24 protein-coding genes and 1 tRNA gene are annotated in these 25,182 nt (G+C 66.4%); 14 read left to right on the top strand and 11 right to left on the bottom strand.

Features of this window, described 5'->3' with window-relative positions; translation table 11 throughout:
- Positions 1–29: 29 nt before the first annotated feature.
- The 4 genes from ACQR1D_RS15475 to ACQR1D_RS15460 all read right to left on the bottom strand — a co-directional run bounded on the left by ACQR1D_RS15475 (position 30) and on the right by ACQR1D_RS15460 (position 5,641).
- Positions 30–2,591, bottom strand: coding sequence for a polynucleotide kinase-phosphatase (locus ACQR1D_RS15475; protein ID WP_316181005.1), 2,562 nt, complete (start codon positions 2,589–2,591; stop codon positions 30–32).
- 8 nt (positions 2,592–2,599) lie between these two features.
- The gene (locus ACQR1D_RS15470) at positions 2,600–3,979 is read right to left on the bottom strand and encodes a 3' terminal RNA ribose 2'-O-methyltransferase Hen1 (RefSeq protein ID WP_315800363.1); all 1,380 of its coding nucleotides are present in this window, start codon (positions 3,977–3,979) and stop codon (positions 2,600–2,602) included.
- Between the two features lie 89 nt (positions 3,980–4,068).
- Positions 4,069–5,409: a TROVE domain-containing protein gene (locus ACQR1D_RS15465; RefSeq protein WP_315800362.1), complete on the bottom strand. Its 1,341-nt coding sequence runs from the start codon at positions 5,407–5,409 to the stop codon at positions 4,069–4,071.
- Positions 5,410–5,566: 157 nt separating this feature from the next.
- A tRNA-OTHER gene (locus ACQR1D_RS15460) sits at positions 5,567–5,641 on the bottom strand.
- A 1,142-nt stretch (positions 5,642–6,783) separates the two neighbouring features.
- On the opposite strand from ACQR1D_RS15460, the gene ACQR1D_RS15455 reads away from it, so the two are divergent.
- Together ACQR1D_RS15455 and ACQR1D_RS15450 are read left to right on the top strand one after the other, a co-directional pair.
- Complete coding sequence (locus ACQR1D_RS15455; protein WP_434839982.1) at positions 6,784–7,863, top strand: Acg family FMN-binding oxidoreductase; 1,080 nt, start codon at positions 6,784–6,786, stop codon at positions 7,861–7,863.
- Between the two features lie 79 nt (positions 7,864–7,942).
- A complete protein-coding gene (locus ACQR1D_RS15450) occupies positions 7,943–8,170 on the top strand; it encodes a hypothetical protein (RefSeq protein WP_316180996.1) in 228 nt (75 codons plus the stop codon).
- A gap of 2 nt (positions 8,171–8,172) precedes the next feature.
- Here the strand turns inward: ACQR1D_RS15450 and ACQR1D_RS15445 are convergent, their stop codons facing one another.
- On the bottom strand, positions 8,173–8,550 hold the full coding sequence (locus ACQR1D_RS15445; protein ID WP_434839983.1) for a hypothetical protein: 378 nt from the start codon (positions 8,548–8,550) through the stop codon (positions 8,173–8,175).
- Between the two features lie 127 nt (positions 8,551–8,677).
- Between ACQR1D_RS15445 and ACQR1D_RS15440 the strand changes: the two genes are divergently transcribed.
- The gene (locus ACQR1D_RS15440; protein WP_315800358.1) at positions 8,678–9,382 is read left to right on the top strand and encodes a glutathione S-transferase N-terminal domain-containing protein; all 705 of its coding nucleotides are present in this window, start codon (positions 8,678–8,680) and stop codon (positions 9,380–9,382) included.
- Entirely contained in the window at positions 9,379–10,359 is a 981-nt protein-coding gene (locus ACQR1D_RS15435; protein WP_434839984.1) for an oxygenase MpaB family protein, read from the top strand. The genes ACQR1D_RS15440 and ACQR1D_RS15435 overlap by 4 nt, the downstream gene beginning before the upstream one ends.
- A gap of 30 nt (positions 10,360–10,389) precedes the next feature.
- Here ACQR1D_RS15435 and ACQR1D_RS15430 read toward each other — a convergent pair whose 3' ends face one another.
- Positions 10,390–10,809: a hypothetical protein gene (locus ACQR1D_RS15430; protein ID WP_315800356.1), complete on the bottom strand. Its 420-nt coding sequence runs from the start codon at positions 10,807–10,809 to the stop codon at positions 10,390–10,392.
- Positions 10,806–12,434, bottom strand: coding sequence for a tyrosinase family protein (locus tag ACQR1D_RS15425; RefSeq protein WP_434839985.1), 1,629 nt, complete (start codon positions 12,432–12,434; stop codon positions 10,806–10,808). Before ACQR1D_RS15425 ends, ACQR1D_RS15430 begins: the two co-directional genes overlap by 4 nt.
- A 107-nt stretch (positions 12,435–12,541) precedes the next feature.
- Between ACQR1D_RS15425 and ACQR1D_RS15420 the strand changes: the two genes are divergently transcribed.
- Positions 12,542–13,132, top strand: coding sequence for a histidine phosphatase family protein (locus ACQR1D_RS15420; protein WP_316215609.1), 591 nt, complete (start codon positions 12,542–12,544; stop codon positions 13,130–13,132).
- Between the two features lie 122 nt (positions 13,133–13,254).
- Here the strand turns inward: ACQR1D_RS15420 and ACQR1D_RS15415 are convergent, their stop codons facing one another.
- The gene (locus ACQR1D_RS15415) at positions 13,255–13,455 is read right to left on the bottom strand and encodes a hypothetical protein (protein ID WP_315800353.1); all 201 of its coding nucleotides are present in this window, start codon (positions 13,453–13,455) and stop codon (positions 13,255–13,257) included.
- A gap of 218 nt (positions 13,456–13,673) precedes the next feature.
- On the opposite strand from ACQR1D_RS15415, the gene ACQR1D_RS15410 reads away from it, so the two are divergent.
- From ACQR1D_RS15410 to ACQR1D_RS15370, 9 genes are all read left to right on the top strand, one after another.
- Positions 13,674–14,030, top strand: coding sequence for an ArsC family reductase (locus tag ACQR1D_RS15410; protein WP_315800352.1), 357 nt, complete (start codon positions 13,674–13,676; stop codon positions 14,028–14,030).
- A 276-nt stretch (positions 14,031–14,306) separates the two neighbouring features.
- Complete coding sequence (locus ACQR1D_RS15405) at positions 14,307–15,062, top strand: ABC transporter ATP-binding protein (RefSeq protein WP_315800351.1); 756 nt, start codon at positions 14,307–14,309, stop codon at positions 15,060–15,062.
- On the top strand, positions 15,055–15,801 hold the full coding sequence (locus tag ACQR1D_RS15400; RefSeq protein ID WP_315800350.1) for an ABC transporter ATP-binding protein: 747 nt from the start codon (positions 15,055–15,057) through the stop codon (positions 15,799–15,801). The genes ACQR1D_RS15405 and ACQR1D_RS15400 overlap by 8 nt, the downstream gene beginning before the upstream one ends.
- Before the next feature lie 102 nt (positions 15,802–15,903).
- Positions 15,904–17,127 (top strand): ABC transporter substrate-binding protein, encoded by a 1,224-nt coding sequence (locus ACQR1D_RS15395; protein WP_434893867.1) that lies wholly within the window; start codon positions 15,904–15,906, stop codon positions 17,125–17,127.
- 77 nt (positions 17,128–17,204) lie between these two features.
- On the top strand, positions 17,205–18,068 hold the full coding sequence (locus ACQR1D_RS15390; protein WP_315800348.1) for a branched-chain amino acid ABC transporter permease: 864 nt from the start codon (positions 17,205–17,207) through the stop codon (positions 18,066–18,068).
- A 1-nt stretch (position 18,069) separates the two neighbouring features.
- Complete coding sequence (locus ACQR1D_RS15385; protein ID WP_315800347.1) at positions 18,070–19,038, top strand: branched-chain amino acid ABC transporter permease; 969 nt, start codon at positions 18,070–18,072, stop codon at positions 19,036–19,038.
- Between the two features lie 142 nt (positions 19,039–19,180).
- Positions 19,181–19,825 carry a DUF47 domain-containing protein gene (locus tag ACQR1D_RS15380; RefSeq protein ID WP_315800346.1) on the top strand — a complete coding sequence of 215 codons (645 nt, stop codon included), beginning with the start codon at positions 19,181–19,183 and terminating at the stop codon, positions 19,823–19,825.
- 14 nt (positions 19,826–19,839) lie between these two features.
- The gene (locus ACQR1D_RS15375; RefSeq protein WP_315800345.1) at positions 19,840–20,847 is read left to right on the top strand and encodes an inorganic phosphate transporter; all 1,008 of its coding nucleotides are present in this window, start codon (positions 19,840–19,842) and stop codon (positions 20,845–20,847) included.
- A gap of 338 nt (positions 20,848–21,185) precedes the next feature.
- Complete coding sequence (locus ACQR1D_RS15370) at positions 21,186–22,805, top strand: peptide chain release factor 3 (RefSeq protein ID WP_315800344.1); 1,620 nt, start codon at positions 21,186–21,188, stop codon at positions 22,803–22,805.
- 158 nt (positions 22,806–22,963) lie between these two features.
- Here ACQR1D_RS15370 and ACQR1D_RS15365 read toward each other — a convergent pair whose 3' ends face one another.
- The 3 genes from ACQR1D_RS15365 to ACQR1D_RS15355 all read right to left on the bottom strand — a co-directional run bounded on the left by ACQR1D_RS15365 (position 22,964) and on the right by ACQR1D_RS15355 (position 25,045).
- Positions 22,964–23,371 (bottom strand): response regulator transcription factor, encoded by a 408-nt coding sequence (locus ACQR1D_RS15365; RefSeq protein ID WP_434839989.1) that lies wholly within the window; start codon positions 23,369–23,371, stop codon positions 22,964–22,966.
- Complete coding sequence (locus tag ACQR1D_RS15360; RefSeq protein ID WP_434839990.1) at positions 23,368–24,234, bottom strand: S1C family serine protease; 867 nt, start codon at positions 24,232–24,234, stop codon at positions 23,368–23,370. The genes ACQR1D_RS15365 and ACQR1D_RS15360 overlap by 4 nt, the downstream gene beginning before the upstream one ends.
- A gap of 82 nt (positions 24,235–24,316) precedes the next feature.
- A complete protein-coding gene (locus ACQR1D_RS15355) occupies positions 24,317–25,045 on the bottom strand; it encodes an aspartate/glutamate racemase family protein (RefSeq protein ID WP_315800341.1) in 729 nt (242 codons plus the stop codon).
- Positions 25,046–25,182: the final 137 nt, after the last annotated feature.

Genomic DNA, 25,182 nt, shown 5'->3' with positions numbered 1-25,182 from the left:
AAGATCGCCGTGGTTGGTTGTTGAGCGGCTCACAGCCGCGGATCGATCGGCTCGCTCTCCAGTGCCAGAACCGCGAACACGCATTCGTGCACGCGGCGCAGCGGCTCGCGGGCGACGAAGCGGGTCAGCGCCTCGTGGCCGAGCGCGAACTCGCGCAGGGCCAGGTTGCGCTTGCCCTCGAGCTTGCGCTGGCGCAGCCGGACGATGTGCTCCGGCGCATCATATTCCGGGCCGTAGATGATGCGCAGATATTCCGGCCCGCGCACCTTGAGCGCCGGCTGAATGAGGCCCTTCGGTCCGCGCGCGACGAAGTTTTTCGGCTTCACCACCATGCCTTCGCCGCCGCTTCCCGTGAGCTGCTCCCACCACGCGATGGCGTCGGCGACGGCCGTGTCGTCGGCCAGCACAACAGTGCGCCATTGCGTGCGAGTGACGACGGATGCTGATGCGGCGGCCAGCCGATCGGCGAGCGTCATGTGCCAGACGTGGTCCTGATCGAACCAGACCCGGCCCTCGCTGGCGAGCAGATGAAACGGCGCGACCTTGAGATCGTCGATGCCGCCGACCGGCCAGACGTAAGGCGCCCAGGCAGCGCCATAGCGCTTGGCGCGCGCGACACGATCGCGGAAATGGTCGCCGAGCGCGGCGACATCGAGGCCACGCGCGGCGGCGCGCGCCACTGCGTCGGCTGCTGCTTCGAGGCCGGCGACCGATGACGCCGCGACCGGCGCGTACTGGCTCTCGATCAGGCTGCCGGCCTTGGCCGACCAGGGCATGATCTCGGCGTCGAGCAGCAGCCAGTCGGATTGCAGCTCCTGCCACAGGCCGGCGCTGTCGACAGCGTCACGCAGCCGTGCCAGCAGCGCCTCGGTCATCGCGGCATCGTTGAAGAAGGCGCGGCCGGTGCGGGTCCAGATCGCGCCGCTCTCGTCGCCTGCGATGCCGAAGCGGGCCCTGGCAACATCGGCGCTGTTGCATAGCGCAATGACGGCGCGCGAGCCCATGTGCTTCTCCTCGCACACGACCTCGGCAACGTTGCGGGCGCGGAAATGCGCGAACGCCTCCTCGGGCCGTTCCAGCCAACCCTCGCGCGCGCTCGTCTCCGATGGCGACATGGTCGGCGGCAGATAGACCAGCCATTGCGGCGGCAGCGCGAAGCGGCTCATCACCTCCAGCGCGGCGGCCGCGTTCTCCTCGGCCACGACCATGCGGCCGCGCAGCGTGGTGTCGATCCAGCGGCGGCCGCTCACATCATCGATATCGAGCAGCTGATCGGCCTCGGCCTGCGCGGAGGCGCTGCCGGCGCGAGGCGCGAGCGGACGGACCGGCTCGCACCAGACGCGCTCGGCCTCGACCTCGACGAGCTCACGCTCCGGCCAGCGCAGCGCTGTCAGCCGGCCGCCGAACACGCAGCCGGTGTCGATGCACATGGTGTTGTTGACCCATTCGGCTGATCGCACCGGCGTGTGACCGTAGACCACGGTGGTCGGTCCGCGGTAGTTCGCGGCCCAGTCGGCGCGCAAGGGCAGGCCGAATTCGTCGATCTCGCCGGTGGTTTCGCCATACAGCGCGAATTCGCGCACTGCGCCGGAGCCGCGGCCGATCATCTCCTCCTTCAGCCCGGCATGCGCCACCGCGAGCCGGCCGCCGTCGAGCCAGACATGGCTGCGCAGCCCGTCGAGAAAGCCCGGCAGAGTGTCGCGGAAGCTTCGCTCCTCGCTGGCGAGCTGATCGATCGTGGCCTGCAGGCCGTGCGCGATCGTGACCTTGCGGCCCGCCAGCCAGCGCTGGAATTTGCGGTCGTGATTGCCCTGCACGGCATAGGCGGTGCCGGCCGCCACCATGCTCATGACGATGCGCAGCACATCGGGTGACTGCGGGCCGCGGTCGACGAGGTCGCCGACGAAGACGAGCTTGCGGCCCGCGGGCGGCGTCACTGTGACGGCGCGTCGACCCTCTGTGTCGCTCCATGTGACCTGATAGCCGAGCTTCGCCAGCAGCGCCTGCAATTCGGCCGCGCAGCCGTGTACGTCACCGATGATGTCGAACGGTCCGGCGTCATGCCGCTTGTCGGTCCACAACGGCTGCCGCGCGATGGTCGCGGCCTCGATGCGCGCGACGCTGTCGAGCTTCCACACCTGGCGAAAGCCCTCGCGCTGCAGCCCACCGAGACCACGGCGGATCTCCGAGACCATGCGCTGCACGACGGGGCCGCCGAAGGCGCGCTCGGGACGCGTCCTGTTTCTGTCGATGCAGACGTCGATGCCGGGATCGAACACGATCGCGACCGGCAGCGCATGCCATTTGCGCGCGAGCTCGACCCAGCCCTTCCGGTCGGCAGGGCGCACATTTGTGGCGTCGATGACGGCGAGCCTGCGGTGCTTCAGCCGCTTGCCGGCAATTTCGCGGACGATGTCGAACGCGTCGGCGGAGACGCCCTGGTCGGTCTCGTCGTCGGCGACCAGCGCGCGGCAATGGTCCGAGGAGATCACCTCGGTCGGAAGGAAATGCCTGGCGGCGAAGGTCGACTTGCCGGAGCCGGTCGAGCCGATCAGCACGACCAGCGCGAAATCGGGGATTTCGATGTTCATGGAATTGCTCAGCGAGTGAAGACGGCCATCTGCGTCGGCGCGCCATGGCTCTCGTCGTGATGGCCGATGCCGGAGAAGGCGGCCTGATAGTTGAAGGTTGCGCAGATCCGCTGCGCCCAGTCGGCAAACTCGGCGCGCGACCATTCGAAGCGATGGTCGCGGTGGCGAAACTGTCCGGCGGGCAGGCTTGGAAACAGTGCGTTGTAGTCGGCGTTCGGTGTGGTCACGATCACCGCGCGCGGCCGCGCGGCGCCGAACACCACGCGCTCGAGCATCGGCAGCCGGTCGGGATCGAGGTGCTCGATCACCTCGACCAGAACAGCGGCGTCGGCCTCCGCCCAGCGCGCGTCGCGATAGGTCAGCGAGCCGTGCAGCAAGGTGACGCGGCCCTCGGGCGGGCCACCGGGGAAGCCCAGCTTGAGCCGCTTGGCCGCGCGCTCCAGCTCGCCGGCCGCGGGATCGAGCCCGATCAGTCGTTCGACCCAGCGTTCGCGTACCAGAAGCTGCAGCAGCCGGCCTTCGCCGCAGCCGAGATCGGCGATGGTCTTGGCACCGGTGGTCCGCAGCGCCTCGATGACCGCCGTCATGCGCAGGTCGTTGAGCCGGATCGGCGCCTCCAATTTGTCTTCTGTCAGGCTGCGCGCCTCGGGCTCGGCCGTCTCGTCCTGCGTCTCCGGCGCGAGCCGTGCCAGCGCCGCACGCGCGAGCACGCCGCGGTGGCGCAGATAGCGGCGCACGATCAGCTCCTTGGCAGGATGGGCGTCGAGCCAGCCTTCGCCGCGCTTGAGCAGCTTGTCGATCTCCTCGTCGCCGACCCAGTAATGCTTGGCATCGTCCATCACGGGGATCAGCACGTAGAGATGGTTGAGCAGTGCGCTGAGCCGCGCAATGCCGCGCAATGTCAGTCGCACGTAGCGGCTCATCGCATCGCCCTGTGGTCCCGCAATGGGTGCGAGTTCGACCTGCCAGCCCAACGGCTCGAACAATTGCCGCAGCACGGCTTCGCCGCCGCGCAGGGGCAGGGGTGTCACGACCGCCTCCAACGGAATGGCGCTCTCGGCGAGCGCCTGGCGCGCGCTGCTGACGCCGTTCATCGCGGTCCGGAACGCCTTGTTCAGCGCGACCGACAGGAACGACGACGCGGCATAGGGGCGGTCGTTGACATATTGATCGAGCAGCCCGTCGCCTTGGCCCTTGCCGCGGACGAGGCCGATCGGATCGACGTCGAGCACCAGCGCCGCCTCGCAGCGATCATTGCTGGCCTCGGGATAGAAGATCAGCGCCTTGCCATAGGTGAGCGCGAGCTCGTGCAGCCGCTCCGGATGCTTGTTGAGCAGGTAGCCGAGATCGGTGGCAGGCTGATGGGTCGTGGCGATGGACAGGTACATGGCGTCACTTAAACGGGGGCGCGTGGGGTGGTCCACTGTTTGTGGAAGAAGACCCGGGCGCGTCTGTGGCGCGTCCGGGTCGTTTGTCGTCAGTGCAGGGTCGCGCCGCGCAGAATCTTCTCCTGCGCCGCGATCCAGGCGATCACGGCCTCGGAGAAGCCGTCGACCCGCGTCCAGGGCCCGTAGCCGACCCCGTGCTGGTACGACGCCACGTTGACCACGGTCCCGCGCGCCCTGGGCGGCTGCACCGCATCGTGGCTCTGCTCGTCGGTGAAGACGATCAGGCGGTCGCCCTTGCGGTCGACCTCGCCGACCGCACGGCCGAGATAGGTCCCGGAATGCGGCTGCGACCCGAGGATCGCATCGCGCAGCGCAAAGCCACGCCGCGGCGGCACCTTCACGACCTCATTGCTGAACGTGAAGATCTCCACCTCGTCGCAGACCTCGCGGGCCAGGATCGCCAGCCCGCACGCCGCGTCCGCGCGCGTCATCTCCGACCTCGCGGACAGCGCCGCGAACATCGAGCCGGAGACGTCGATCAGGAGCCGCGTGCGGCCCTTGAGCCGCGCGTAACCCTTGATCGACCTGAACATCGCGGCCTCGAGCTCGGGCTCGAAGGCCGGCGCATGCCGGGCCGCCGTGATGAACCGATACGGCAGCACCCGGTCCGTCCGCATCGTCGCGATCGCCTGTGCGATCGTTGCGCGCGGCACTCCGGCCTGCCGCATCAGGCGCAGGTTGCGCAACAGCGCCAGCGCTCCGAGCCTGTTCTCACCGAGCAGCCGCTCGAAGCTCGCACGCTTGTCCGCACCGGCCGACAGCGCGACCTCCCAGGTGTCGGGCGAGGGCAGCTCGCCATCGACGAGCTGCTTCCACACCGCCTCCTGGACGGCATCCCTGGGCCTGGCGTGAACCAGGAAGAGGACGTCGCGCAGCCGCACCGGCCCCTCGCGGTCATACTTCGCGAGCTGATAGGCGTCGAACTTCGAAAACGCCTTCGCCAGCCCCTTCTTGACCTGCGCCGAGACCGGCTGCCGCTTGCGCTGCTGCTGCGGACCGAGAGCGTCCGCCCAGTAGATCGCGAGCAGCTCGGCCATCTCGTCCGGCCGCTGGATGATGCGCGACAGCGTCTCGGCGACCAGCGCGCGGTGCGACGGCAACCGCGCCATCTCGCGGGCGACGAGCAGCGGCGCGTGCCGCAGCTTCATCTCCTCGCGCGCACGGACCGCGAGCTGAGCCACCTCGCGCGGCTCGACCTGCGGCACCAGCGCCTTGATGCGATCGGCGATCGCGACCCCGTCCTCGTAGAACTGGTCCTCCCAGAGCAGGCAGCTCATCAGCGTGCGCTGCAGCGCCTGTGCCGGCGCGAGCTGTCGGGACGGCGCACCCTCGTGGGTGAAGGCGCGCAGGAACGTGTTGAGCTTGACCATGCCAGGGCCTCCTCTTGGGTTAATGGTCGATGGATAAATGGCCGGGAGCATCGGCCGGCACGCGCGATCTCGTTCGAGATCAGGCGTGATGGGAACCACGCGCCGGGAACGGGCGAATGCTGATCGGCTAGTGCTCTACCGCTGAGCTACCGGCGCATGGAACGCCGGATGGGAGTCGAACCCACGACCTCTCGATTAGCAATCGAAGTATCAGCACTCTTCACCACGGCGCGTGGAAGACGGCGGCACAGCCAGCAGCTGCGCCGTAACGACGTGACCGCCTGTTGGCGGACAGCCACCGGTTGAGATGGATCACGAGCCGGGAACGGGCGATGACTGAGATCCGGGCCACTTGCATGGCCCGGACAGCGCTCTGACCTCTAAGCTACCGGCATGACGCCGGGCGGGATTCGAACCCGCGACCTCTGGCGTGGAAGGCGAAGTAACAGTCATCTTCACCACGGCTCGCGAATGAGTTCGGCGGGGAATGGGTGATGCTGTTGCTGCCCCAGTGGGGCGCTCGGTTTCAACGAAGTAACAGGCATCTTCACCACCGCCTTGGCCGCACGGCTGCGGGATGCGGCCGGGCGGCATTGATGGCGTGCTGGGGAACGGGCGATCACGGCGATACGACGATCGAAACGCAGGCTTGGCATCAGCCTCGCCGCAACCCGCGACTCACCCATCTCGCTTGACGGATTCCACGGTACGATCGATCGAAGGCGGCGCGCGGCCGCATTGGCGCGAAGGAGCCGCGATCTTCACCACCAGCAGCTCCCGGCTGCGAACGGCCGGGAATTCAATTGGCTTGTCTGCGGCGCTGCACGGCGCCGCGTGTTGCGAGCTCCAGGGAGCTCGCTCTGTCATCGGTGTCCGGCGTTGCCGCCTCGTTCCCTCCGACAGGCCCCGCGCGCGCAGGCCACGCGCATCACCTGCGCGAGCCCCGGGATCCGGGTCTCCCGTTCCGGCTCGAGGCCGGGACATCTGGTTGTTCGCCGTGCAGCCGGCTCACGTGAGGGCAACAAAAAACCCTCCGGAGCGGCGGGCTCGGGAGGGTCCGTGTGATGCGGACTGTTGATCTTGCCTCAAGCAAGATCGCTCCCCCGAGCATGGCGTGCGCCATCCACCGGCATGACGCCGTTGGACGTGCGGATGAAGTGTTCGTAGCCGAAGGACATCGTCTCGCTCATGTTTGTCGCGGGCGCAGTCGCTCGCGAGGCCGCGGGACATACGCCGCTTTGTTGGTGCTGTCAACAGCATGGCGTTGATGTTTTGCCGGCTGCTGCGGCGGCCTTGATCTGCAACAACGCGCCGATGCGGAGCATGCTTATCGTGAGCATATCGAGATGCGGCGAGAATTGCGGGCGCAGAGTCATGAACCGACGGCGAGTCCTGATAGGAGGCGGCAGCGCGCTTGCAGCGGCCGCGCTCGGCGCCGGCTCCTGGCGCGCCGCGACCGGCACGATGCGCGCATATGACGACTATAGTGCCCGGTTGCGCGCGCCGTTGTCGTCCGACATCACCGATGTCATCCGTTACGCGACGCTCGCGGCCAACAGCCACAACACGCAGCCGTGGCGCTTTCGCGTGACGCGGGATGCGATCGAGATCATGCCCGATCCGTCACGCCGCACGCCGGTGGTTGATCCGGACGACCATCATCTGTTCGTCAGCCTCGGCTGCGCGGCCACCAATCTCGCGATCGCCGCCGATGCGAGCGGCCGTCCGGGCGAGATCAGCAGCGACGGCCGGATGGTGCGGTACAGCTTCACGAACGGCACGGCGCATGACGATGCGCGGCTTGCGGCCATCGTCCGCAGGCAGTCGACGCGCGCGGAGTATGACGGACGAGCGGTGCCGCCAGGCGATCTCGCCGCGCTGCAGGCGGCCTCGGCGATGCCAGGCGTCGATCTCGCGATCATCACGGCTCCCGCCGTGATCGCTGCCATCCGCGATCTCGTGGTCGCCGGCAACGATGCGCAGATGCACGATGCCGCGTTCTTGCGCGAGCTGAAGAGCTGGCTGCGGTTCAATCCGCGGAGCGCGATGGAGACGGGCGACGGCCTGTTCGCGGCGGCCAGCGGCAATCCGTCATTGCCGACCGCGCTCGGTGGCCTCGCCTTCGATCAGCTCTTCAATGCAGCATCGGAGAACGACAGATATGCGCGGCAGATCAGCTCATCGGCCGGTGTCGCCGTGTTCACCGCCGAGCAGGCCGACGCCTCGCATTGGATCAGGGCCGGGCAGGCGTGCCAGCGCTTCGCGCTCGAAGCGACGCGGCTGGGGCTGAAGCTCGCCTTCGTCAACCAGCCGGTCGAAGTCGCCGCGTTGCGGCCAGAGCTGGCGCGCGTGGTCGGAACGACGAGGCGGCCGGATCTCGTGCTGCGCTTCGGCTACGGGCCGGCGCTGCCGTTTGCGCCGCGGCGGCGCGTTGCCGACGTGCTGGGTTCATGAGTCGTTCCTGTCAATCTTGACGGATTTGCGACTCGGTGCATTGCTTCGCTGCATGTTCGAGAACACCCGATTGGCACGCATGAGCGACGGGCATTATTGCCTGGTGCGCGACCTTGGCCTGGTCAAGGGCGGCAAGGGCATGCGCCATCACGAGGTGGTGGTGGATTTCAGCTATCGCGGCATCAAGGTGTTTGCCAGGCAGGGCGCGTCGTCGCTGATGCGCCGCGTCGCGGCCAAGCTCGCGCAGCACGACGCCACCTCGAAGCTGCCGGCACTGCTGCGCGTGCGCCTGCGCGAGCCGCAGTAGCGTCAGCGCTTGCGCCGGAGCTTGCCGCGCTGCGCTGTCGCGATCGGTCGTTTCGGCTCGTAGGGGCTGTCCGGATTGACGTCGAGCTCGACCTCGGCGACGCAATATTGCGGCCGGCGGTGGCTGCGCCCGGAATGCCAGCGCCCCTGGCGCAGCTCGACCTCGCTCATGTCGGCGACATCGAAGCACTTGCATTGGCCGCCCGGCGGCAGGCCGCTGCTCGCGCCGCCCGCGAACTGGAACGCGAGCACGCGCTCGCGGCCGGCGGTGTGGCCGAGGATGATCGGGCAGATCGCGCGGGCGAAGCCGCCATAGATGCACAGAATCTGCTGGCGCGAGAGCATCGCCTGCATGATCAATCGGTAGGTCGGGCTCGGCATGCTGGCCTTCTGCACGATGCAGCAACATAAGATCGCCGGCCGCGGCCAGTTCCGCATCGAACCTTGCAGCGGCGGTTCACGGGCTTAGATTGAGCTCTCAACGAGACAGCGCGAGCAAAAAGCCATCATGTCCGATCTCTCCAGCTTCCCGATCACCGCGCGCTGGCCGGCGCGGCATCCCGACCGCATCCAGCTCTATTCACTGCCGACGCCGAACGGCGTGAAGGTCTCGATCATGCTGGAGGAGACGGGCCTGGCCTACGAGCCGCATGCGATCGATTTCGGCAAGGATGATCAGAAGACGCCGGAATTCCTGTCGCTCACTCCGAACGGCAAGATTCCCGCGATCATCGATCCCGACGGTCCCGGCGGCAAGCCGCTCGGCCTGTTCGAATCCGGCGCGATCCTGCAGTACCTTGCCGAGAAGACCGGGAAATTTCTCCCCGACGATCCGGCGCGGCGGTGGCAGACCATCCAGTGGGTGCATTTCCAGATGGGCGGCATCGGCCCGATGTTCGGGCAGCTCGGCTTCTTCCACAAATTCGCCGGCCGTGAGTACGAGGACAAGCGGCCGTTGCAGCGCTACGTCGCGGAGAGCAGGCGGCTGCTCGGCGTACTCGACAACAGGCTCGACGGCCGGCAGTGGATCATGGACGCCGACTACACCATCGCCGACATCGCGACGCTCGGCTGGGTGCGCAACCTGATCGGGTTCTACGGCGCGCGCGACATCGTCGCCTTCGATGAGCTCAAGCACGTGCCGGCCTGGCTGGAGCGCGGCCTGGCGCGGCCGGCGGTGCAGCGCGGGCTGGAGATCCCGCAGCGGCCGTGATCGTCAGCGAGGCCGATTTCGAACGTTGCATCGCCGAACTGCTGGCCGCGCCGGCGATGCCGGGCGACGCCGTGCTGCCGTCCGACAGCGTGATGTGGCGCGTGCATCGCGAGGCCGCGCTGTTTCTCGGCGCCGGCCGCGCGCTGCTGTTGCAGCTCGCCCATCCCTGGGTGGCGGCGGGCATTGCCGAGCAGTCCAGAGTGTTCGCCGATCCGCTCGGCCGTTTCCACCGCACCTTCAGCATCGTCTACACCATGGTGTTCGGCACGCGCGCGCAGGCGGTCGCCGTGGCGCGGCGGCTGTATCGGCGGCACGCCGCGGTCGATGGCGTGATGCCGGAGACGGTTGGGCCGTTCGCCGCCGGCTCGCGCTATCGCGCCAACGACGTCGACGCGCTGCGCTGGGTCCATGCCACCCTGGTCGAGACCGCGATGATGTCCTACGGCCTGCTGTGTCCGCCGCTCGGCGATGCCGAGCGCGAGCAATATTGGCGCGAGGCCATGCGATTCGCGGGCCTGTTCGGAATTCCACACGAGGCCATGCCGCCGGACTGGAGGTCGTTCAAGGTCTATGCGGCCGATATGATGGCGTCGGAGACGCTCACGGTTGGCACGGCCGCGCGCGACATCGCGCACCGCATCTTCTCGGGCGAGGCGACGTGGATCGCACCGCCGCGCTGGTTCACGGCGCTGACGGCCGAGATGCTGCCGGAGCGGCTGCGCCTTGCGTTCGCGCTGCCCTATGGCGAGCGCGAACGCCGCAGCGCGGCGCGGGCCAAGCGGTTTCTGCCACGCGCCTACGCGTTGCTGCCGGAGAGATTGCGTACCGTCGGCCCCTATCAGGAGGCGATGGCGCGCATCGAGGGGACGACGTGTCCGCCGTTCACACGGCTGCTCAACCGTGTCTGGATCGGACAGCCCAGCATGGCGAGCCCGTTCGAGTCGCGTGCAGACCGTGCGCGGAGCGGGACGCTCTGAGTCCGGCGCGCCTGCCGCCGCGACGGCGGATCACGGCCGCGGAGCGAGCTTGAGCGTGACGCCGCGAACCTCCTGCGGCGTCGGCGCGCGGCTGCCGCCGGGTTGGCTGATGCTGAGGCGGATCGACAGCCGTCCACCCTCGATGGCCTCCTTCGGTACCGGGAGCGCATAGGTCCCGGCCTCCGCACCAGTGCGAAGGCCGAATGGCGAGATGGTCCCGAGCGGCATCCCGGATGCGGTCGTCACCGTCACCTCCTGGCCTCGCCCCAGTGCGCCCAGGCTGATCTCGACGACCGCAGCGTCGCTCGCATCCAATGGCCGCGGCACGACCAGATCGACGGCCCTGAAGGGCTCCGCCGCCAAGGACGAGGCCGGTCGCAGCAAGGTATAGAGCAGCACGGTACAGAGCAGCACGGCGCAGGCCCGCAGCGCGGCGCGCCTGCCGTTCATCGGCGCAGCGGTCCGACCGAGAGCGCTTTCAGGGGCGGCGCGGTGCCGACGCCGCCCGAAGGCACGACGCGGATGCTCAGCGGCTGGTTGGGCGCGGCCCGCAGGGCGGAGAACGCCTCCTGCTTCGTCGGCAGCGGCACCGCGAAGGTCGCATCCATGGTCATGGCCATGCCCGGCATCATCGATCCGAAGAAGGCGATGGTGCCTGCATAATACGGGCTGTCAGCCGTGACCTTGGTGACGTTGGCGGGCGCGTTCACCAGGACGTCGAACTCGCGCACGGTCGAATAGCCGCTCGGGCGGGGCAGCGTGATCTGCGCCATCAGCGGCTGCGGCCGCGTTGCCGCCAGGTGCGCTTCGAGCGCGTCGCCAGGAATCTTAACCGTGCCCACATTGGCCTTGACCGAGCCCTGCTGCGGCTTGATCTGCGGCGCCGAGGCGACCGCGGGCGGACCCACGATGTCCTCGCCGAATCCCGGCGCATAATCGTAGTCGAAGCGGTCGGTCGAGATGTAGTCGCCGGCCTTGCTGGGGCCGACATAGCCGCCCTTGCCATCGGCGTAGAACAGGAACGGCTCGTCCGAGAATGTCTTCAGGTCGGCCCCCTGCGGCAGGTAGGGTAGCTTGAGCCGCTGCTGCTTGCGTGTCCAGACATCCCAGAGCCGGTCCATGTTCGAATGATGCAGGAAGAAGATCGGATCGACCGGCGACAGGAAATTGGTCATGTTGCCATAGGGGCCGGGATCGAGCGGGCCGACACCGCCGATGTAGTTGTGGACCTTGTTGTGCGGCAGACCTTCCAAGGTCGAGAACTTGGTCGCGCCATTCGGCTGGGTGTTGTGCGAAGCGGTCTTCGAGCTGGTGAAGCTCAGATAGTTGTCGGGGTTATAGAAGTCGGTCGGCAGAAGGCCCGCCATGATCACGAACGGCGAGACGTCGTAGGTGGTCTTAGCATCGAGCTTCGGATTGTCGCGCGACAGATAGCGTGAGGCGCAGGTGGTCGCGAATGCCTCATTGCCGGAGATGCCGGCATTGGCGGACGGCGAGAAGCCGGTGACGTCGTTCCAGAGATCGTCGATCGACTTGTAGCCGCGGATCTCGAGCTGGCCGCGCTGGTCCTTCGACAGGCCGTTCCAGTAATCCGTCAGCGCCGGCTTGATGAACGAGGTGAAGACCGCGAGATTCCCGGTGAACGGCTGATACGCCTTGTCGGTCGGCGTCAGCACGCCGTCGAACATGCCGGCAGGAATTTCCGGCAGCTCGGTCCAGTCCCAATAGGGCAGGGCGAAACTGTCGTCGCCGCTGAGCGCGCGGATCGATTGCTCGAAATAGCCGAGATAGCCGCGATGCCAGACATAGAACCACCAATTGCCGTGCGGGCAGTCCATCAGATGAATGAACGCGTTGCGGAACCAGTTCTGCGGATGGTTTGCGGGAAGCTGCAGCATGGCGGCGACGCCCTTGGCGTAGCTCGCGAGCATCTTCTGGCCTTCCGCGCTGGTGACGTTGGCGCGGCGATATTTCGCGGCGGCGTGGCCTGGTCTCGGCGAGATGACGGTGCCGGCTGCCGCCATCGCGGCCGTCGCCAGGAACGTTCGGCGGGTCTGTCGCAATCCCATGCTCATCTGAAATGAATCCTGGTTGGAAAAACGCCATGTTGCGTTCTCACGATTGCAATCTCAAGTAGCAATTCCGTGTGATGGCCGTATGATGCCGCCCGAGAGGGTTGCCGATGAACGCGCTGACGCTGCTGATCATCCGTCATGCCGAGAAGCCTGACGGCGACACGACAGGCCCGGGCCTGACCCACACGGGCAAGCCGGATTCGAAGTCGCTGGTGATCTTCGGCTGGGAGCGGGCAGGGGCCTGGACCGCGCTGTTCGGCAGCGGGCTGGGCGGCACGGACTATCCGACACCGCAGGCGGTCTATGCCGCCGATCCCGACAGCACCAAGGACGGCTCCGACCCGAGCCGCCGGCCGTACGAGACGGTGCTCGAGCTCGCGGCGCGCATCGGGCTCGACAAGCCGAACACGTCCTTTGCGAAGGGGCAGGAGGCGGCGCTGGTCGAAGCCCTGCTACCGCTGTCCGGCACCGTGCTGGTGGCGTGGGAGCACAAGGCGATCATCTCCGACATCCTGCCGCGGCTGCCGGTGAGCAATGAAGGCCAGTTGCCGACCCACTGGTCCGGCAAACGCTTCGATGTCGTGCTGCGCTTCGACCGCGCCGCGGGCGGGGCCGATTTCAAGTTCACAGAGCTGTATCCCTGCCTGATGCCGGGCGATTCCAACACGCCGTTGAAAAGCGATCCGAAAGACGATTGAGCACCCGATCGCGGTTCGCCTGCTCCAGGGAGATATCCCGCGGACGGGTGCGTTGGAGCGACGTCCGCAGCAGTGGCGTGGGTAGGGTCGATCGCGCGGGCCGTTTCCTTTCGCGGGTCAGGTCAGGCCAGCGCAACCCGCTCGCGGTCGCTGATCTCCTCGACCCAGGCATGGGCGGCGAACCATTCATGGTAGATGCGGCAGTGCGGGCAGTAGGCGCGCGAGAAGAACACGGGCATGCGCTGAAAGCGCGCAGCGTCCATTTCCATCCCCGTCTCGATGCTGCGGCCGGTCTGCGGACAACGTACCATGATCTTGCCCATCGCGGTCTCCTGTTCGTGGGCCAGATACGCCGGGGATGCGAAGAAAATGTAATGCTCAGCCGACAGTTTCGTGGCAAAGGTCGGAGTGAATTCCGACCGCGGAACGCGTGGCCTCCGCCGCATCAAAAGCGGGTGAATCGCACTGCAAAATGCAGGGCCGATTGTCGCAACGTGGGACATCCATCACCGTCGGACACGATTGTTTGAGGACGCGTGGCATGAGCATCACGATCTACGGAATCAAGAACTGCGACACGATGAAGAAGGCGCGCGCCTGGCTCGACGATCACGGCGTCGCTTACGAATTCCACGACTACAAGACCGCCGGAATCGACAAGGCTAAACTCAAGGCGTGGAGCGACGAACTCGGCTGGGAGGTGCTGCTCAACCGCGCCGGCACGACGTTCAAGAAGTTGCCCGACGCGGACAAGGACGGACTCACCGAGAGCAAGGCGATCGCGCTGATGCTGGCGCAGCCGTCGATGATCAAGCGCCCGGTGCTCGATCTCGGCGGCCGGCGCGTGGTGGGCTTCAAGCCGGATCTCTACGCCAGGGACGTGAAGGCCGCGAAGTAGTTGGAGCCGGCGATCGCTGCGCGCGTGCGGGAAAATGCCGGTGGCATGATATTCTATGTCAACGGGAAATACCGGCAGATTTCAACGCAAGGTCCGCCGGCCGCCTTGCGACGTCGTTGCCCAGCTTTCCGCCTTGCCTAACTCACTCGATTGACGGCATATTCCGCCGCGAAGCGGTCGCGGGTGGCGGCGAGGAACCGTCCAGCCGTCCAGCAGAGCCGTCGTACAGGAAGAAGCGAGGGCCAGGCGCTGAAGGCGCCGGCTTGGGGGGAATCTTTGGCTGACGAGTTCATTCTCGAGACCCACGGATTGACGAAGGAATTCGCGGGATTTTTTGCCGTTCGCGATGTTTCGCTCAAGATCCGCCGGGGCACCATTCACGCGCTGATCGGCCCGAACGGGGCCGGCAAGACCACGTGCTTCAACCTGCTGACGAAGTTCCTGACGCCGTCTGCCGGCAAGATTCTCTATAAGGGTCAGGACATTACAGCGACGGCGCCGGCCGACGTGGCAAGGCTTGGCCTGGTCCGCTCGTTCCAGATTTCGGCCGTGTTTCCGCATCTGACCGCGCTGGAGAACGTCCGCGTCGCTCTGCAGCGGCAGCATGGCTCGTCGTTCGACTTCTGGCGCTCCAAGAGCGTTCTGAACCGCTTCAACGGCCGGGCGCTCGAGCTGCTCAACGACGTGGGCCTGAGCGAGTTCGCCAATATTCCGGCGGTCGAAATGCCCTATGGACGCAAGCGCGCGCTGGAGATCGCGACCACGCTGGCGCTCGATCCGGAGATGATGCTGCTGGACGAGCCGATGGCCGGCATGGGCCACGAGGACATCGACAAGATCGCCGCGCTGATCAAGCGCATCTCCGCCAAATACACGATCCTGATGGTCGAGCATAATCTCAGCGTCGTCGCCAACCTCTCCGACACCATCACCGTGCTGACGCGCGGGCAGGTGCTGACGGAAGGGCCGTATTCAGAGCTTTCCAAGGACGAGCGCGTCAAGGAAGCCTATCTGGGAGCCGGACATGCCTGAGGTGATGACGGCCACGAAGCCAGGCGCGGCGGCTGCGACCAGCACCATTCTCGACGTCAACAACCTCGAGAGCTGGTACGGCGAATCCCACATTCTCCATGGCATGAACTTCAATGTGAATGCCGGCGAGGTGGTCACCCTGCTCGGGCGCAACGGCGCCGGCAAGACCACGACGCTGAAGTCGATCATGGGGATCATCGGCAAGCGCACCGGCTCGGTTCAGTTCAACGGTCAGCAGCTGATCCGCATGACCTCGGACAGGATCGCGCGGCTCGGCATTGCGCTGTGCCCGGAGGAGCGCGGCATCTTCGCGAGTCTCGACGTGCGCGAGAACCTGCTGCTGCCGCCGGTGGTGCGGCCGGGCGGGCTGACGCTCGATCAGATCTTCGAGCTGTTCCCGAATTTGAAGGAGCGGCTGAAGAGCCAGGGCACCAAGCTGTCCGGCGGCGAGCAGCAGATGCTGGCGATCGCGCGCATCCTGCGCACCGGCGCCAGCTTCCTGATGCTGGACGAGCCGACCGAGGGTCTCGCGCCCGTGATCATCCAGCAGATCGGCCACACCATCGCGCGGCTGAAGAAGGAAGGCTTCACGATTCTCCTCGTCGAGCAGAACTTCCGTTTCGCCTCGACGGTCGCTGACCGCTACTACGTGGTCGAGCACGGCAAGGTCATCGACGGCTTCGCCAATGCCGATCTGTCGGCCAACATGGACAAGCTGCATACTTACCTCGGCGTCTGACCGGCGCCGGCGAAGCCGACCTGGGAGTTTCCTTCCGCGGTTTTCTTACGGTTTTCTTGGCAGTCTTCTCGGCAGTTTCTTGGAAAGTTCTGGAAGTTGGAAATGAAGAGCAAATTCATCGCGTCGCTGCTGCTGGGAACGGCACTCACGCTCGCCGTTGGCAGCGTCGCTTCGGCCGGCGACAAGACCGTCAAGATCGGCGCGCTGTCCGATCAGTCGGGTCTTTATGCCGATCTGGGCGGTCCCGGCTCGACGCTCGCGGCGCAGATGGCGATCGAGGATTCCGGTCTCACCGCGAAGGGCTGGAAGATCGACGTCATCTCCGGCGACCACCAGAACAAGCCGGACATCGGCACCTCGATCGCGCGGCAGTGGTTCGACGTCGACAAGGTCGACGTCATCGTCGACGTGCCGAACTCGGGCGTGGCGCTGGCGGTGAACAACGTCGTCAAGGAAAAGAACGGCGTCTACATCAATTCGGGCGCTGCGACCTCGGATCTCACCAACGCGCAGTGCTCGCCCAATACGGTGCACTGGACCTACGACACCTACATGCTCGCGCACACCACCGGCCAGGCGCTGGTCAAGGCGGGCGGCTCGACCTGGTATTTCCTGACCGCCGACTACGCCTTCGGCGCGGCGCTGGAGCGCGACACCACGGCGGTCGTGACCGCCAATGGCGGCAAGGTGATCGGCAGCGTCAAGCACCCGCTCAACACCTCCGACTTCTCTTCCTTCCTGCTGCAGGCGCAGTCGTCGAACGCCAAGGTCATCGGCCTCGCCAATGCCGGCGGCGACACCACCAATTCGATCAAGCAGGCGGCCGAGTTCGGCATCACGAAGGGCGGCCAGAAGCTCGCGGCGCTGCTGTTGTTCCTGACCGACGTCAAGTCGATCGGGCTCGACATCGCGCAGGGCCTCAACTTCACCGAGACCTTCTACTGGGACATGAACGACCAGACCCGCGCGTTCTCGGACCGCTTTGCCAAACGGATGAAGAACGGCGCGCCGCCGACCATGGTGCAGGCGGGCGTCTATGCCGGCTTGATGCATTACTTCAAGGCGTTGGAGGCTCTCGGCGAGAACCCGCATGACGGCGTCAAGATCGTCGACAAGATGAAATCGATCCCGACCGACGATGCGCTGTTCGGCAAGGGCGAGATCCAGCCGAACGGCCGCACCATCCACACTGCGTATCTGTTCGAGGTCAAGAAGCCCTCGGAGTCCAAGGGCCCGTGGGATCTCTACAAGCTGGTCGGCTCGGTACCGGGCGACCAGGCCTTCACACCGCTCGACAAGAGCGCGTGCGCCTTGTTGAAGAAGTGAACCGCTGCCGTCCCGGCGGCTGATCCCGCCGGAACCGCTGTCTTTAGGAAACGCCGAGAGAAAACAGAAACAAGACGATGCAGGCCCTCTACGCACAGCTCCTGGTCGGACTGATCAACGGCTCGTTCTACGCGCTGCTCAGTCTCGGGCTTGCCGTCATCTTCGGCATGCTCAACATCATCAACTTCGCCCATGGCGCGCTCTACATGATGGGCGCGTTCTGCGCCTATTTTCTGCTCAACCTCGGCGGCATCAATTATTGGTGGGCGCTGCTGCTGGCGCCGATCATCGTCGGCGCCTTCGGCATGATCCTCGAGCGCACCATGCTGCAATGGATTGCCGGGCTCGACCATCTCTACGGACTGCTGCTGACGTTCGGACTGGCGCTGATCATCCAGGGCGTGTTCCAGAACTTCTTCGGCTCGTCCGGCCTGCCTTACGCGATCCCGGATCAGCTCCGTGGCGGCATGAACCTCGGCTTCATGTATCTGCCGGTCTATCGCGGCTGGGTCGTCATCTTCTCCCTGGTCGTCTGCCTGGCGACCTGGTTCCTGATCGAGCGCACCCGGCTCGGCGCCTACCTGCGCGCAGCCACCGAGAACCCGACCTTGGTGCGGGCCTTCGGCATCAACGTCCCGCGCATGATCACGCTGACCTACGGCCTCGGCGTCGGGCTTGCGGCGCTGGCCGGCGTGCTGTCGGCGCCGATCAACCAGGTGCGGCCGCTGATGGGCGAGCACATCATCATCGTGGTGTTCGCGGTGGTTGTGATCGGCGGCATGGGTTCGATCATGGGCTCGATCATCACCGGCTTCCTGCTCGGCGTGATCGAGGGACTGACAAAGTATTTCTACCCCGAGGCTTCCAACACCGTGGTCTTCGTTCTGATGGTCCTGGTGCTGCTGGTGAAGCCGACGGGTCTGACCGGACGGGCGGCCTGACATGACATCCATCACCGACGCGACCCTGCCGATCACCCCGCGCGCGATGCGCGACGAGATGATCGTGTTCGTCATCATGGCAGCGCTGCTGGCGATCGTGCCGTGGACCGGGCTGTACCCGTTCTTCGTCATGCAGGCGCTGTGCTTCGCGCTGCTCGCCTGCGCCTTCAACCTCCTGATCGGCTATGGCGGCCTGTTGTCGTTCGGCCACGCGATGTTCCTGGGAACGGCCGGCTATTGCAGCGCCCACGCGTTGAAAGTGTGGGGGCTGCCGCCCGAGCTCGGCATCCTCACGGGCGTTGCCGGATCGTTCGTCCTGTCGGTGATCACCGGCTACATCTCGATCCGCCGGCAGGGCATCTATTTCGCGATGATCACCCTGGCGCTGTCGCAGCTCTTGTACTTCATCTATCTGCAGGCGCCGTTCACCCATGGCGAGGACGGTATCCAGGGCATTCCGCAGGGGCGGATGTTCGGCATCCTCGACCTGTCCAAGCCGACGGTGCTGTATTACGTCGTGCTGGCCGGCTTCCTCGCCGGCTTCCTGCTGATCTTCCGCACCATCAACTCGCCGTTCGGCGAGGTGCTGAAGTCGATCCGCGAGAACGAGCAGCGGGCGATCTCGCTGGGCTATAAGACCGACCAGTACAAGCTGCTCGCCTTCATCCTGTCGGGGACGCTGGCTGGCCTCGCCGGTGCGCTGAAGGTATTCGTCGCCCAGAATGCCTCGCTGACCGACGTCGAGGTCGGGATGTCCGGCCAGATCGTGCTCATGACCCTGGTCGGCGGGCTCGGCACCGTGTTCGGCCCCGTCGTCGGCGCCTTCGTGATCGTCGGCATGCAGCAATATCTGTCCGGCTTCGGCCAGTGGGTGACGGTGATCCAGGGCGGCATCTTCGTCGCCTGCGTGCTCACCTTCCGCCGCGGCGTGGTCGGAGAAATCGCCCATCTGTTCAAGCGATCCCTCTAAGCTATTGATCTGTAAAGAGATCGTCGAAGGGCAGAAAGCGGTGGATGAACCGGCCACCGCTTCTGCTGGTGCGCGATCCGGAGTATGACAGTTCTGTGACGGGCCGGCCCTGGCCCGTTTCGGAATGGATGGATCTCGTCCCATGCTGCACTGGTTTCGCGCCGTTCTCCCGCGGGAGGAGCGGTTTTTCGATTTGTTCGCCCGCCACAACAAGGTGGTGATCCAAGGCGCGCATGCGCTGCAGGACATGCTTAAGGGCGGCGACGACATCCTCAGGCACTGCCAGCGCGTCAGCCAGCTCGAGAACGAGGCCGACAACATCACGCGGGAGGTGCTGACCGCGGTCCGCCGCACCTTCATCACCCCGTTCGACCGCGGCGACATCAAGAACCTGATCACCTCGATGGACGACGCCATCGACCAGATGCAGCAGACCGCCAAGGCCGTGGTGCTGTTCGAGGTCAAGGAGTTCGAGCCGACCATGCGCGAGATGGGCACCTTGCTGGTCGATTGCGCCAATCTGATCGGGAAGGCGCTGCCGCTGCTGCAGGCGATCGGCCAGAACGTGCCGATGATCACCGCGATCACCGAGGAGATGACCAAGCTCGAGGGCCGGGTCGACGACCTCCACGACATCGGGCTGAAGGAGCTATTCCTCAAGCACCGCAACGCCAACACGATGGACTTCATCGTCGGCGCCGAGATCTACGACCATCTGGAGAAGGTCGCCGACCGCTTCGACGACGTCGCCAACGAGATCAATTCGATCATGATCGAACAGGTCTAGGGTAGGGCCGCGCCGTGGACGCTCAACTCGGCCTTCCGATTCTGGTTGGCCTCATCGCCGTCGCACTCGCCTTCGATTTCCTGAACGGCCTGCACGACGCCGCCAACTCGATCGCGACCATCGTCTCGACCCGCGTGCTCCGGCCGCAATATGCGGTGTTCTGGGCCGCGTTCTTCAATTTCGTGGCGTTCAGCGTGTTCGGACTGCATGTCGCGCAGACCATCGGCACCGGGATCATCGATCCCGCGATCGTCGACGCCCACGTGATCTTCGCGGCCCTGGTCGGCGCGATCGTCTGGAACCTGGTCACCTGGGCGGCCGGCATTCCGTCGTCGAGCTCGCACGCGCTGATCGGCGGCCTGGTCGGGGCAGGGGTCGCCAAGGCCGGCATCTCGGCCACCGTGTGGAGCGGCCTGTCCAAGACCGTGCTCGCGATCGTGCTGTCGCCGCTGGTCGGGCTGGTGCTGGCGATGATCCTGGTTGCGATCGTGTCCTGGGCCTCGGTGCGCTCGACGCCGTTTGCCGTGGACCGGGCCTTCCGCATCCTGCAATTCGCTTCGGCCTCGCTGTATTCGCTCGGCCACGGCGGCAACGACGCGCAGAAGACGATGGGCATCATCGCGGTGCTGCTGTACTCGCAGGGCCATCTCGGCGAGCAGTTCACGGTGCCGTTCTGGGTGGTGCTGTCGTGCCAGGCCGCGATGGCGCTGGGCACGCTGATGGGCGGCTGGCGCATCGTCCGGACCATGGGCCTGCGCATCACCAAGCTGAATCCGATGCAGGGCTTCTGCGCCGAGACCGGCGGCGCCATCACGCTGTTCCTGGCGACGTTCCTCGGCGTGCCCGTCTCGACCACCCACACCATCACCGGTGCCATCGTCGGCGTCGGCGCCGCCCGCCGCGCCTCGGCGGTGCGCTGGAACGTCGCCGGATCGATCGTCTATGCCTGGATCTTCACGATTCCGGCCTCGGCCATCGTAGCGGCACTGAGCTTCTGGCTGGTGTCGGTGCTCAGGCACTAAAGACGGCGAGACCGTCCTGAGACGTTGGGGCCTCATGGTTCGAGACGCGCCGCAAGCGCGGCGCTCCTCACCATGAGGGTTTGGGGCTGGATCTGGTCCGCAAAACGGACTCCGCTACAGATTCAGACCTCGTCCTGAGGAGCGCGCCGCTTGGCGCGCGTCTTGAAGGACGGCCGTGGGCGGGATGCGGGGTCCGGGCGGGCCACGGTCAGGCCGGTTAACTCCCCGGTTGGAGTTGCGGTGCAAAACGCCTATATGGAGGGCGCGCGGCGGCCGTGATCCCGCGCCTTTTCATCACATAGCGCTCTCTCTGGCCTCAAAACGACGTCCGCCGCCTCATGTCCGATTCCGCCGTCACCACTGAACAGCCGTCCCGCTCCGCGCTCTCCGATGAGGTCGCGCGCCGGCGCACCTTCGCCATCATCTCGCATCCGGACGCCGGCAAGACCACGCTGACCGAGAAGCTCTTGCTGTTCGGCGGCGCCATCAACCTCGCCGGCCAGGTCAAGGCCAAGGGCGAGCGCCGCAACACCCGCTCAGACTGGATGAAGATCGAGCGCGAGCGTGGCATCTCGGTCGTCACGTCGGTGATGACCTTCGAGTTCGAGGGCCTCGTCTTCAACCTGCTGGACACGCCGGGCCATGAGGACTTCAGCGAGGACACCTATCGCACGCTGACCGCAGTCGACTCCGCCGTCATGGTGATCGACGCCGCCAAGGGCATCGAGGCGCGCACGCGCAAGCTGTTCGAGGTCTGCCGCCTGCGCGACATCCCGATCATCACCTTCATCAACAAGATGGACCGCGAGAGCCGCGACACCTTCGACCTGCTGGACGAGATCGAGAAGACGCTGGCGCTCGACACCACACCGATGACCTGGCCGGTCGGCCGCGGCCGCGACTTCATCGGCACCTATGACGTCAGAGACGGCGGCGTGCGCCTGCTCGAAGGCGGTGGCGCCAAGACCGGCGCGGCGCAGCAGATCGCGATCTCCGAGCTCGGCAAGCTCAACGCCAATCTCGACATGGGCCAGATCACCGACGAGCTTGAGCTGGTCAAGGAAGCCTGCAAGCCGTTCGACCTGGAGGCGTTCCGCGAGGGCCATCTGACGCCGGTCTATTTCGGCAGCGCGCTGCGCAATTTCGGCGTCGGCGATCTCCTGGAAGGTCTCGGCCGCTACGCGCCGTCGCCGCGCGCGCAGGAGTCCAACCTGCGCAAGGTCGACGCCGCCGAGCCGCGCATGAGCGCCTTCGTCTTCAAGATCCAGGCGAACATGGACCCGAACCATCGCGACCGCATTGCGTTCGCGCGGCTGTGCTCGGGCAAGCTCAACCGCGGCATGAAGGCCAAGCTGGTGCGCACCGGCAAGACCATGCCGCTGTCGAGCCCGCAATTCTTTTTCGCGCAGGACCGCTCGGTCGCGGACGAGGCCTTCGCCGGCGACGTCGTCGGCATTCCCAACCACGGTAGCCTGCGCATCGGCGACACGCTGACCGAGGGCGAAGACCTGACCTTCGTCGGCGTGCCGAGCTTCGCCCCGGAAATCGTTCGCCGCGTCCGTCTCACCGATGCGATGAAAGCCAAGAAGCTGAAGGAAGCCTTGCAGCAGATGTCGGAGGAGGGCGTCGTGCAGGTGTTCCGTCCGCGCGATGGCGCGCCGGCGCTGGTCGGCGTGGTCGGACCGCTGCAGCTCGACGTGCTCAAGGCGCGGCTCGATGCGGAATATTCACTGCCGGTCGAGTTCGAGATCTCCGAGTTCTCGCTGGCGCGCTGGATCTCCTGCGACGACAAGAAGAAGCTCGAGGCGTTCATCGCCGCCAACAATTCCGGCGTCGCCGACGACGTCGATGGCGACCCCGTGTTCCTGGCCAAGAACGAGTTCTATCTCGGCTACACCAAGGAGCGCGCGGAGGGCATCGTGTTCTCCAACGTCAAGGACGTGAAGAAGAAGGCGTGAGGCTGGCTCCGTTGTCAGCCGTCATTCCGGGGCATCGCGCAGCGATGAGCCCGGAATCCGTCTTGCCTCTGGTTCTGTCGCCCGATGGATTCCGGGCTCGCCCTGCGGGCGCCCCGGAATGACGTGGGGAGAGAGTTCCCTGCAAAACTCGGGGCTGCTCACAGCTCGATGATGCCGCGCCTTGCCGCGTGCGCCACCGCATCCGTTCGCCCGGTGGCGTCGAGCTTGTCGAGCAGCGAGCCGACGTGGAATTTCGCGGTGTGCACGGAGATGCCGAGGCTGCGGGCGATCTCCTTGTTGGAGCAGCCCTCGGCCATCAGCGCCAGCACGTCGCGCTCGCGCGCGGTGAGCTGAAAATCATCGATCGCCAGGCCGTCGATCCTGTCGTCGCCGCTGTGCGTCTCATCACTGCCATGCAATGGCGCGATGGCGACGTCGGCGCTCTCGCCGGGGGCGACCAGCGTCAGGCCCGTGACATCGCCGAGCAGCGCCGCCAGCCGGTCGGCGAGCTCGGCATCGTCGACCGCGATTGCGATCCTGATCGGCCCGCGCGCCTCCTCGCTCACGCCGGCCTCTCGCCGATGGTCAGGGCGAACTGCACCGGCTCGCCGGCACGCAGCGCTGCGACCTCGACGACGGCGCCGACGCTGTCCGGACCGAGTTCGCGCATCATCGCGCGCATGCCCCTGAACGGCTCCTTGTTGAGAGCGGTGATGACGTCACCCTGGCGCAGGCCGGCGGCAGCGGCCGGGCCGCTCTTGTCGAGGCTCATGATCATCGCACCGAGTCCGTCGTCGAGCCGGACCGGCTGCAGGCCGGCGCCGAGATAGCCGCGCGCGATGCGACCATGCGTCTCGAGCTTGCCCGCGACCCGTTCGATCGTGGCCGCGGGAATGACGAGCGTGCGGCGCGGGCCGCGCACGGCCATTCCGATCGCGTGGCCTGCAGCGTCGAGCGCGAGGCCGCCTTCGGAGCTGTGGCGCAGCCGGGTGTCGAGCTCGATCCGCGCATCGATGTCGCCGCCGCGCAGGCTGCGCCACGGGCCGGCGGATTTCGAGACCATGGCGAGCGCTGCGACCGGCGCGCCCTGGTCGGCGGCGGCGATGACCGCGAGCGAGCCGAGCGCGGGCACCTCGCCGGAGAGTTTGACTGGCGCCGCCGCGCCGCCATCGAAGCGGAGCAGGGCGATGTCGGTGGTGTGATCGCGGCCTGCCATCCCGGCGGGACGTGTGGTGCCGTCGGCGAAGACGATAGTGACGTCGCCTTCATCGGCCAGCGCCTCATCGGCGGTGACGATGAGGCCTGATTTCCAGACGAAGCCGGAGGCGCGCAAGCGGTGCGAGTGGACCGAGACCAGAGACGGTGCGACCGCGGCGACGGTCGTCGAAAGCGCTGATGAGAGCGAGGAGAGGGTGGACAGATCGGACATCGCGGGCTCCATGGGTTGATCCCAATGTGGAGCGTCGGTCGGCGTTTCGGAACTCCCCGGATGGGCAGGCTATGAGTTGAACTCAGAGCGTCTTCCGCGACTTCGGCAGCGGAAACGCGAGATCGCCGTGTTTCGACGTCTTCAGCCCCAGCCCGACCAGCGCCTCGGCGAAGCGCACGGCGGCGGCGACGCCGTCGATCACGGGAATGCCGAGCTCGGTCGAGAGATCGCGCGCCAGATCGGCCATGCCGGCGCAGCCGAGCACGATGGCGCCGATCCCGTCCTCGCGCAGCGCCGCCCGGCATTCGCCGAGCAGCGTGCCGCGCACATTGGCCTCGGGCTTGTCGAGATCGAGCACGGCGACGTCGACCGCGCGCACCTTGCGGCAATGCTGCTCCATGCCGTAGTTGCGCACGAGGTGCTCCGCGATCACCTTGGTGCGCGACAGCGTGGTCACGATGCTGAAATGGGTGGCGACGAAGCTCGCCGCATGCATCGCGGCTTCCGCGATTCCGAGCACCGGCACGCCCGACAATTCGCGCGCGGCGAGCAGGCCGGGATCGCCGAAGCAGGCGATCACATGGGCGTGGCAGCCCTCGGCGTCGCCGGCTTCGATCTCCTTGAGCATGCCGACCGCGGCAATCGCCTCGTCGTAGTGCCCCTCGATCGAGGCGGCGCCGAACCGCGCGGTGCGGCCGACGATCCGCGTCGACGGGCTTGCGCTGGCCTGGGCCGCCTTGGCGATCAATTCGGTCATCGTCACCGTCATGTTCGGGTTGATGACGTTGATCACGGTCTCGCTGTGGCTCATCGTCGCGTCCGTCCGTTGTCGCATCCTGCCGTGTTCTAGCCGAGTTCCGCAGGCACGGTCGAGGGCCGTTCGCGACGCGGGAACGCGCAGACGTGAACGGGATTGAGCTTGCGAATTCTGCGATCGGATCCAGCTTG

The organism is Bradyrhizobium sp. HKCCYLRH2047 (assembly GCF_051168175.1).
Lineage (GTDB): Bacteria > Pseudomonadota > Alphaproteobacteria > Rhizobiales > Xanthobacteraceae > Bradyrhizobium.
Note: the sequence above shows the minus strand (reverse complement) of the source record. Positions and strands in the feature narration are given on the sequence as shown.

Bases quoted from the DNA above. Each gene is read 5' to 3' on its own strand.
- ACQR1D_RS15470 (WP_315800363.1), bottom strand. From the start codon at position 3,979: ATGTACCTGTCCATCGCCACGACCCATCAGCCTGCCACCGATCTCGGC.
- ACQR1D_RS15445 (WP_434839983.1), bottom strand. From the start codon at position 8,550: ATGCCGAGCCCGACCTACCGATTGATCATGCAGGCGATGCTCTCGCGC.
- ACQR1D_RS15465 (WP_315800362.1), bottom strand. From the start codon at position 5,409: ATGGTCAAGCTCAACACGTTCCTGCGCGCCTTCACCCACGAGGGTGCG.
- ACQR1D_RS15420 (WP_316215609.1), top strand. From the start codon at position 12,542: ATGAACGCGCTGACGCTGCTGATCATCCGTCATGCCGAGAAGCCTGAC.
- ACQR1D_RS15395 (WP_434893867.1), top strand. From the start codon at position 15,904: ATGAAGAGCAAATTCATCGCGTCGCTGCTGCTGGGAACGGCACTCACG.
- ACQR1D_RS15440 (WP_315800358.1), top strand. From the start codon at position 8,678: ATGTCCGATCTCTCCAGCTTCCCGATCACCGCGCGCTGGCCGGCGCGG.
- ACQR1D_RS15475 (WP_316181005.1), bottom strand. From the start codon at position 2,591: ATGAACATCGAAATCCCCGATTTCGCGCTGGTCGTGCTGATCGGCTCG.
- ACQR1D_RS15455 (WP_434839982.1), top strand. From the start codon at position 6,784: ATGAACCGACGGCGAGTCCTGATAGGAGGCGGCAGCGCGCTTGCAGCG.
- ACQR1D_RS15390 (WP_315800348.1), top strand. From the start codon at position 17,205: ATGCAGGCCCTCTACGCACAGCTCCTGGTCGGACTGATCAACGGCTCG.
- ACQR1D_RS15450 (WP_316180996.1), top strand. From the start codon at position 7,943: ATGAGCGACGGGCATTATTGCCTGGTGCGCGACCTTGGCCTGGTCAAG.
- ACQR1D_RS15415 (WP_315800353.1), bottom strand. From the start codon at position 13,455: ATGGGCAAGATCATGGTACGTTGTCCGCAGACCGGCCGCAGCATCGAG.
- ACQR1D_RS15410 (WP_315800352.1), top strand. From the start codon at position 13,674: ATGAGCATCACGATCTACGGAATCAAGAACTGCGACACGATGAAGAAG.
- ACQR1D_RS15355 (WP_315800341.1), bottom strand. From the start codon at position 25,045: ATGAGCCACAGCGAGACCGTGATCAACGTCATCAACCCGAACATGACG.
- ACQR1D_RS15360 (WP_434839990.1), bottom strand. From the start codon at position 24,234: ATGTCCGATCTGTCCACCCTCTCCTCGCTCTCATCAGCGCTTTCGACG.
- ACQR1D_RS15385 (WP_315800347.1), top strand. From the start codon at position 18,070: ATGACATCCATCACCGACGCGACCCTGCCGATCACCCCGCGCGCGATG.
- ACQR1D_RS15370 (WP_315800344.1), top strand. From the start codon at position 21,186: ATGTCCGATTCCGCCGTCACCACTGAACAGCCGTCCCGCTCCGCGCTC.
- ACQR1D_RS15400 (WP_315800350.1), top strand. From the start codon at position 15,055: ATGCCTGAGGTGATGACGGCCACGAAGCCAGGCGCGGCGGCTGCGACC.
- ACQR1D_RS15425 (WP_434839985.1), bottom strand. From the start codon at position 12,434: ATGAGCATGGGATTGCGACAGACCCGCCGAACGTTCCTGGCGACGGCC.
- ACQR1D_RS15380 (WP_315800346.1), top strand. From the start codon at position 19,181: ATGCTGCACTGGTTTCGCGCCGTTCTCCCGCGGGAGGAGCGGTTTTTC.
- ACQR1D_RS15430 (WP_315800356.1), bottom strand. From the start codon at position 10,809: ATGAACGGCAGGCGCGCCGCGCTGCGGGCCTGCGCCGTGCTGCTCTGT.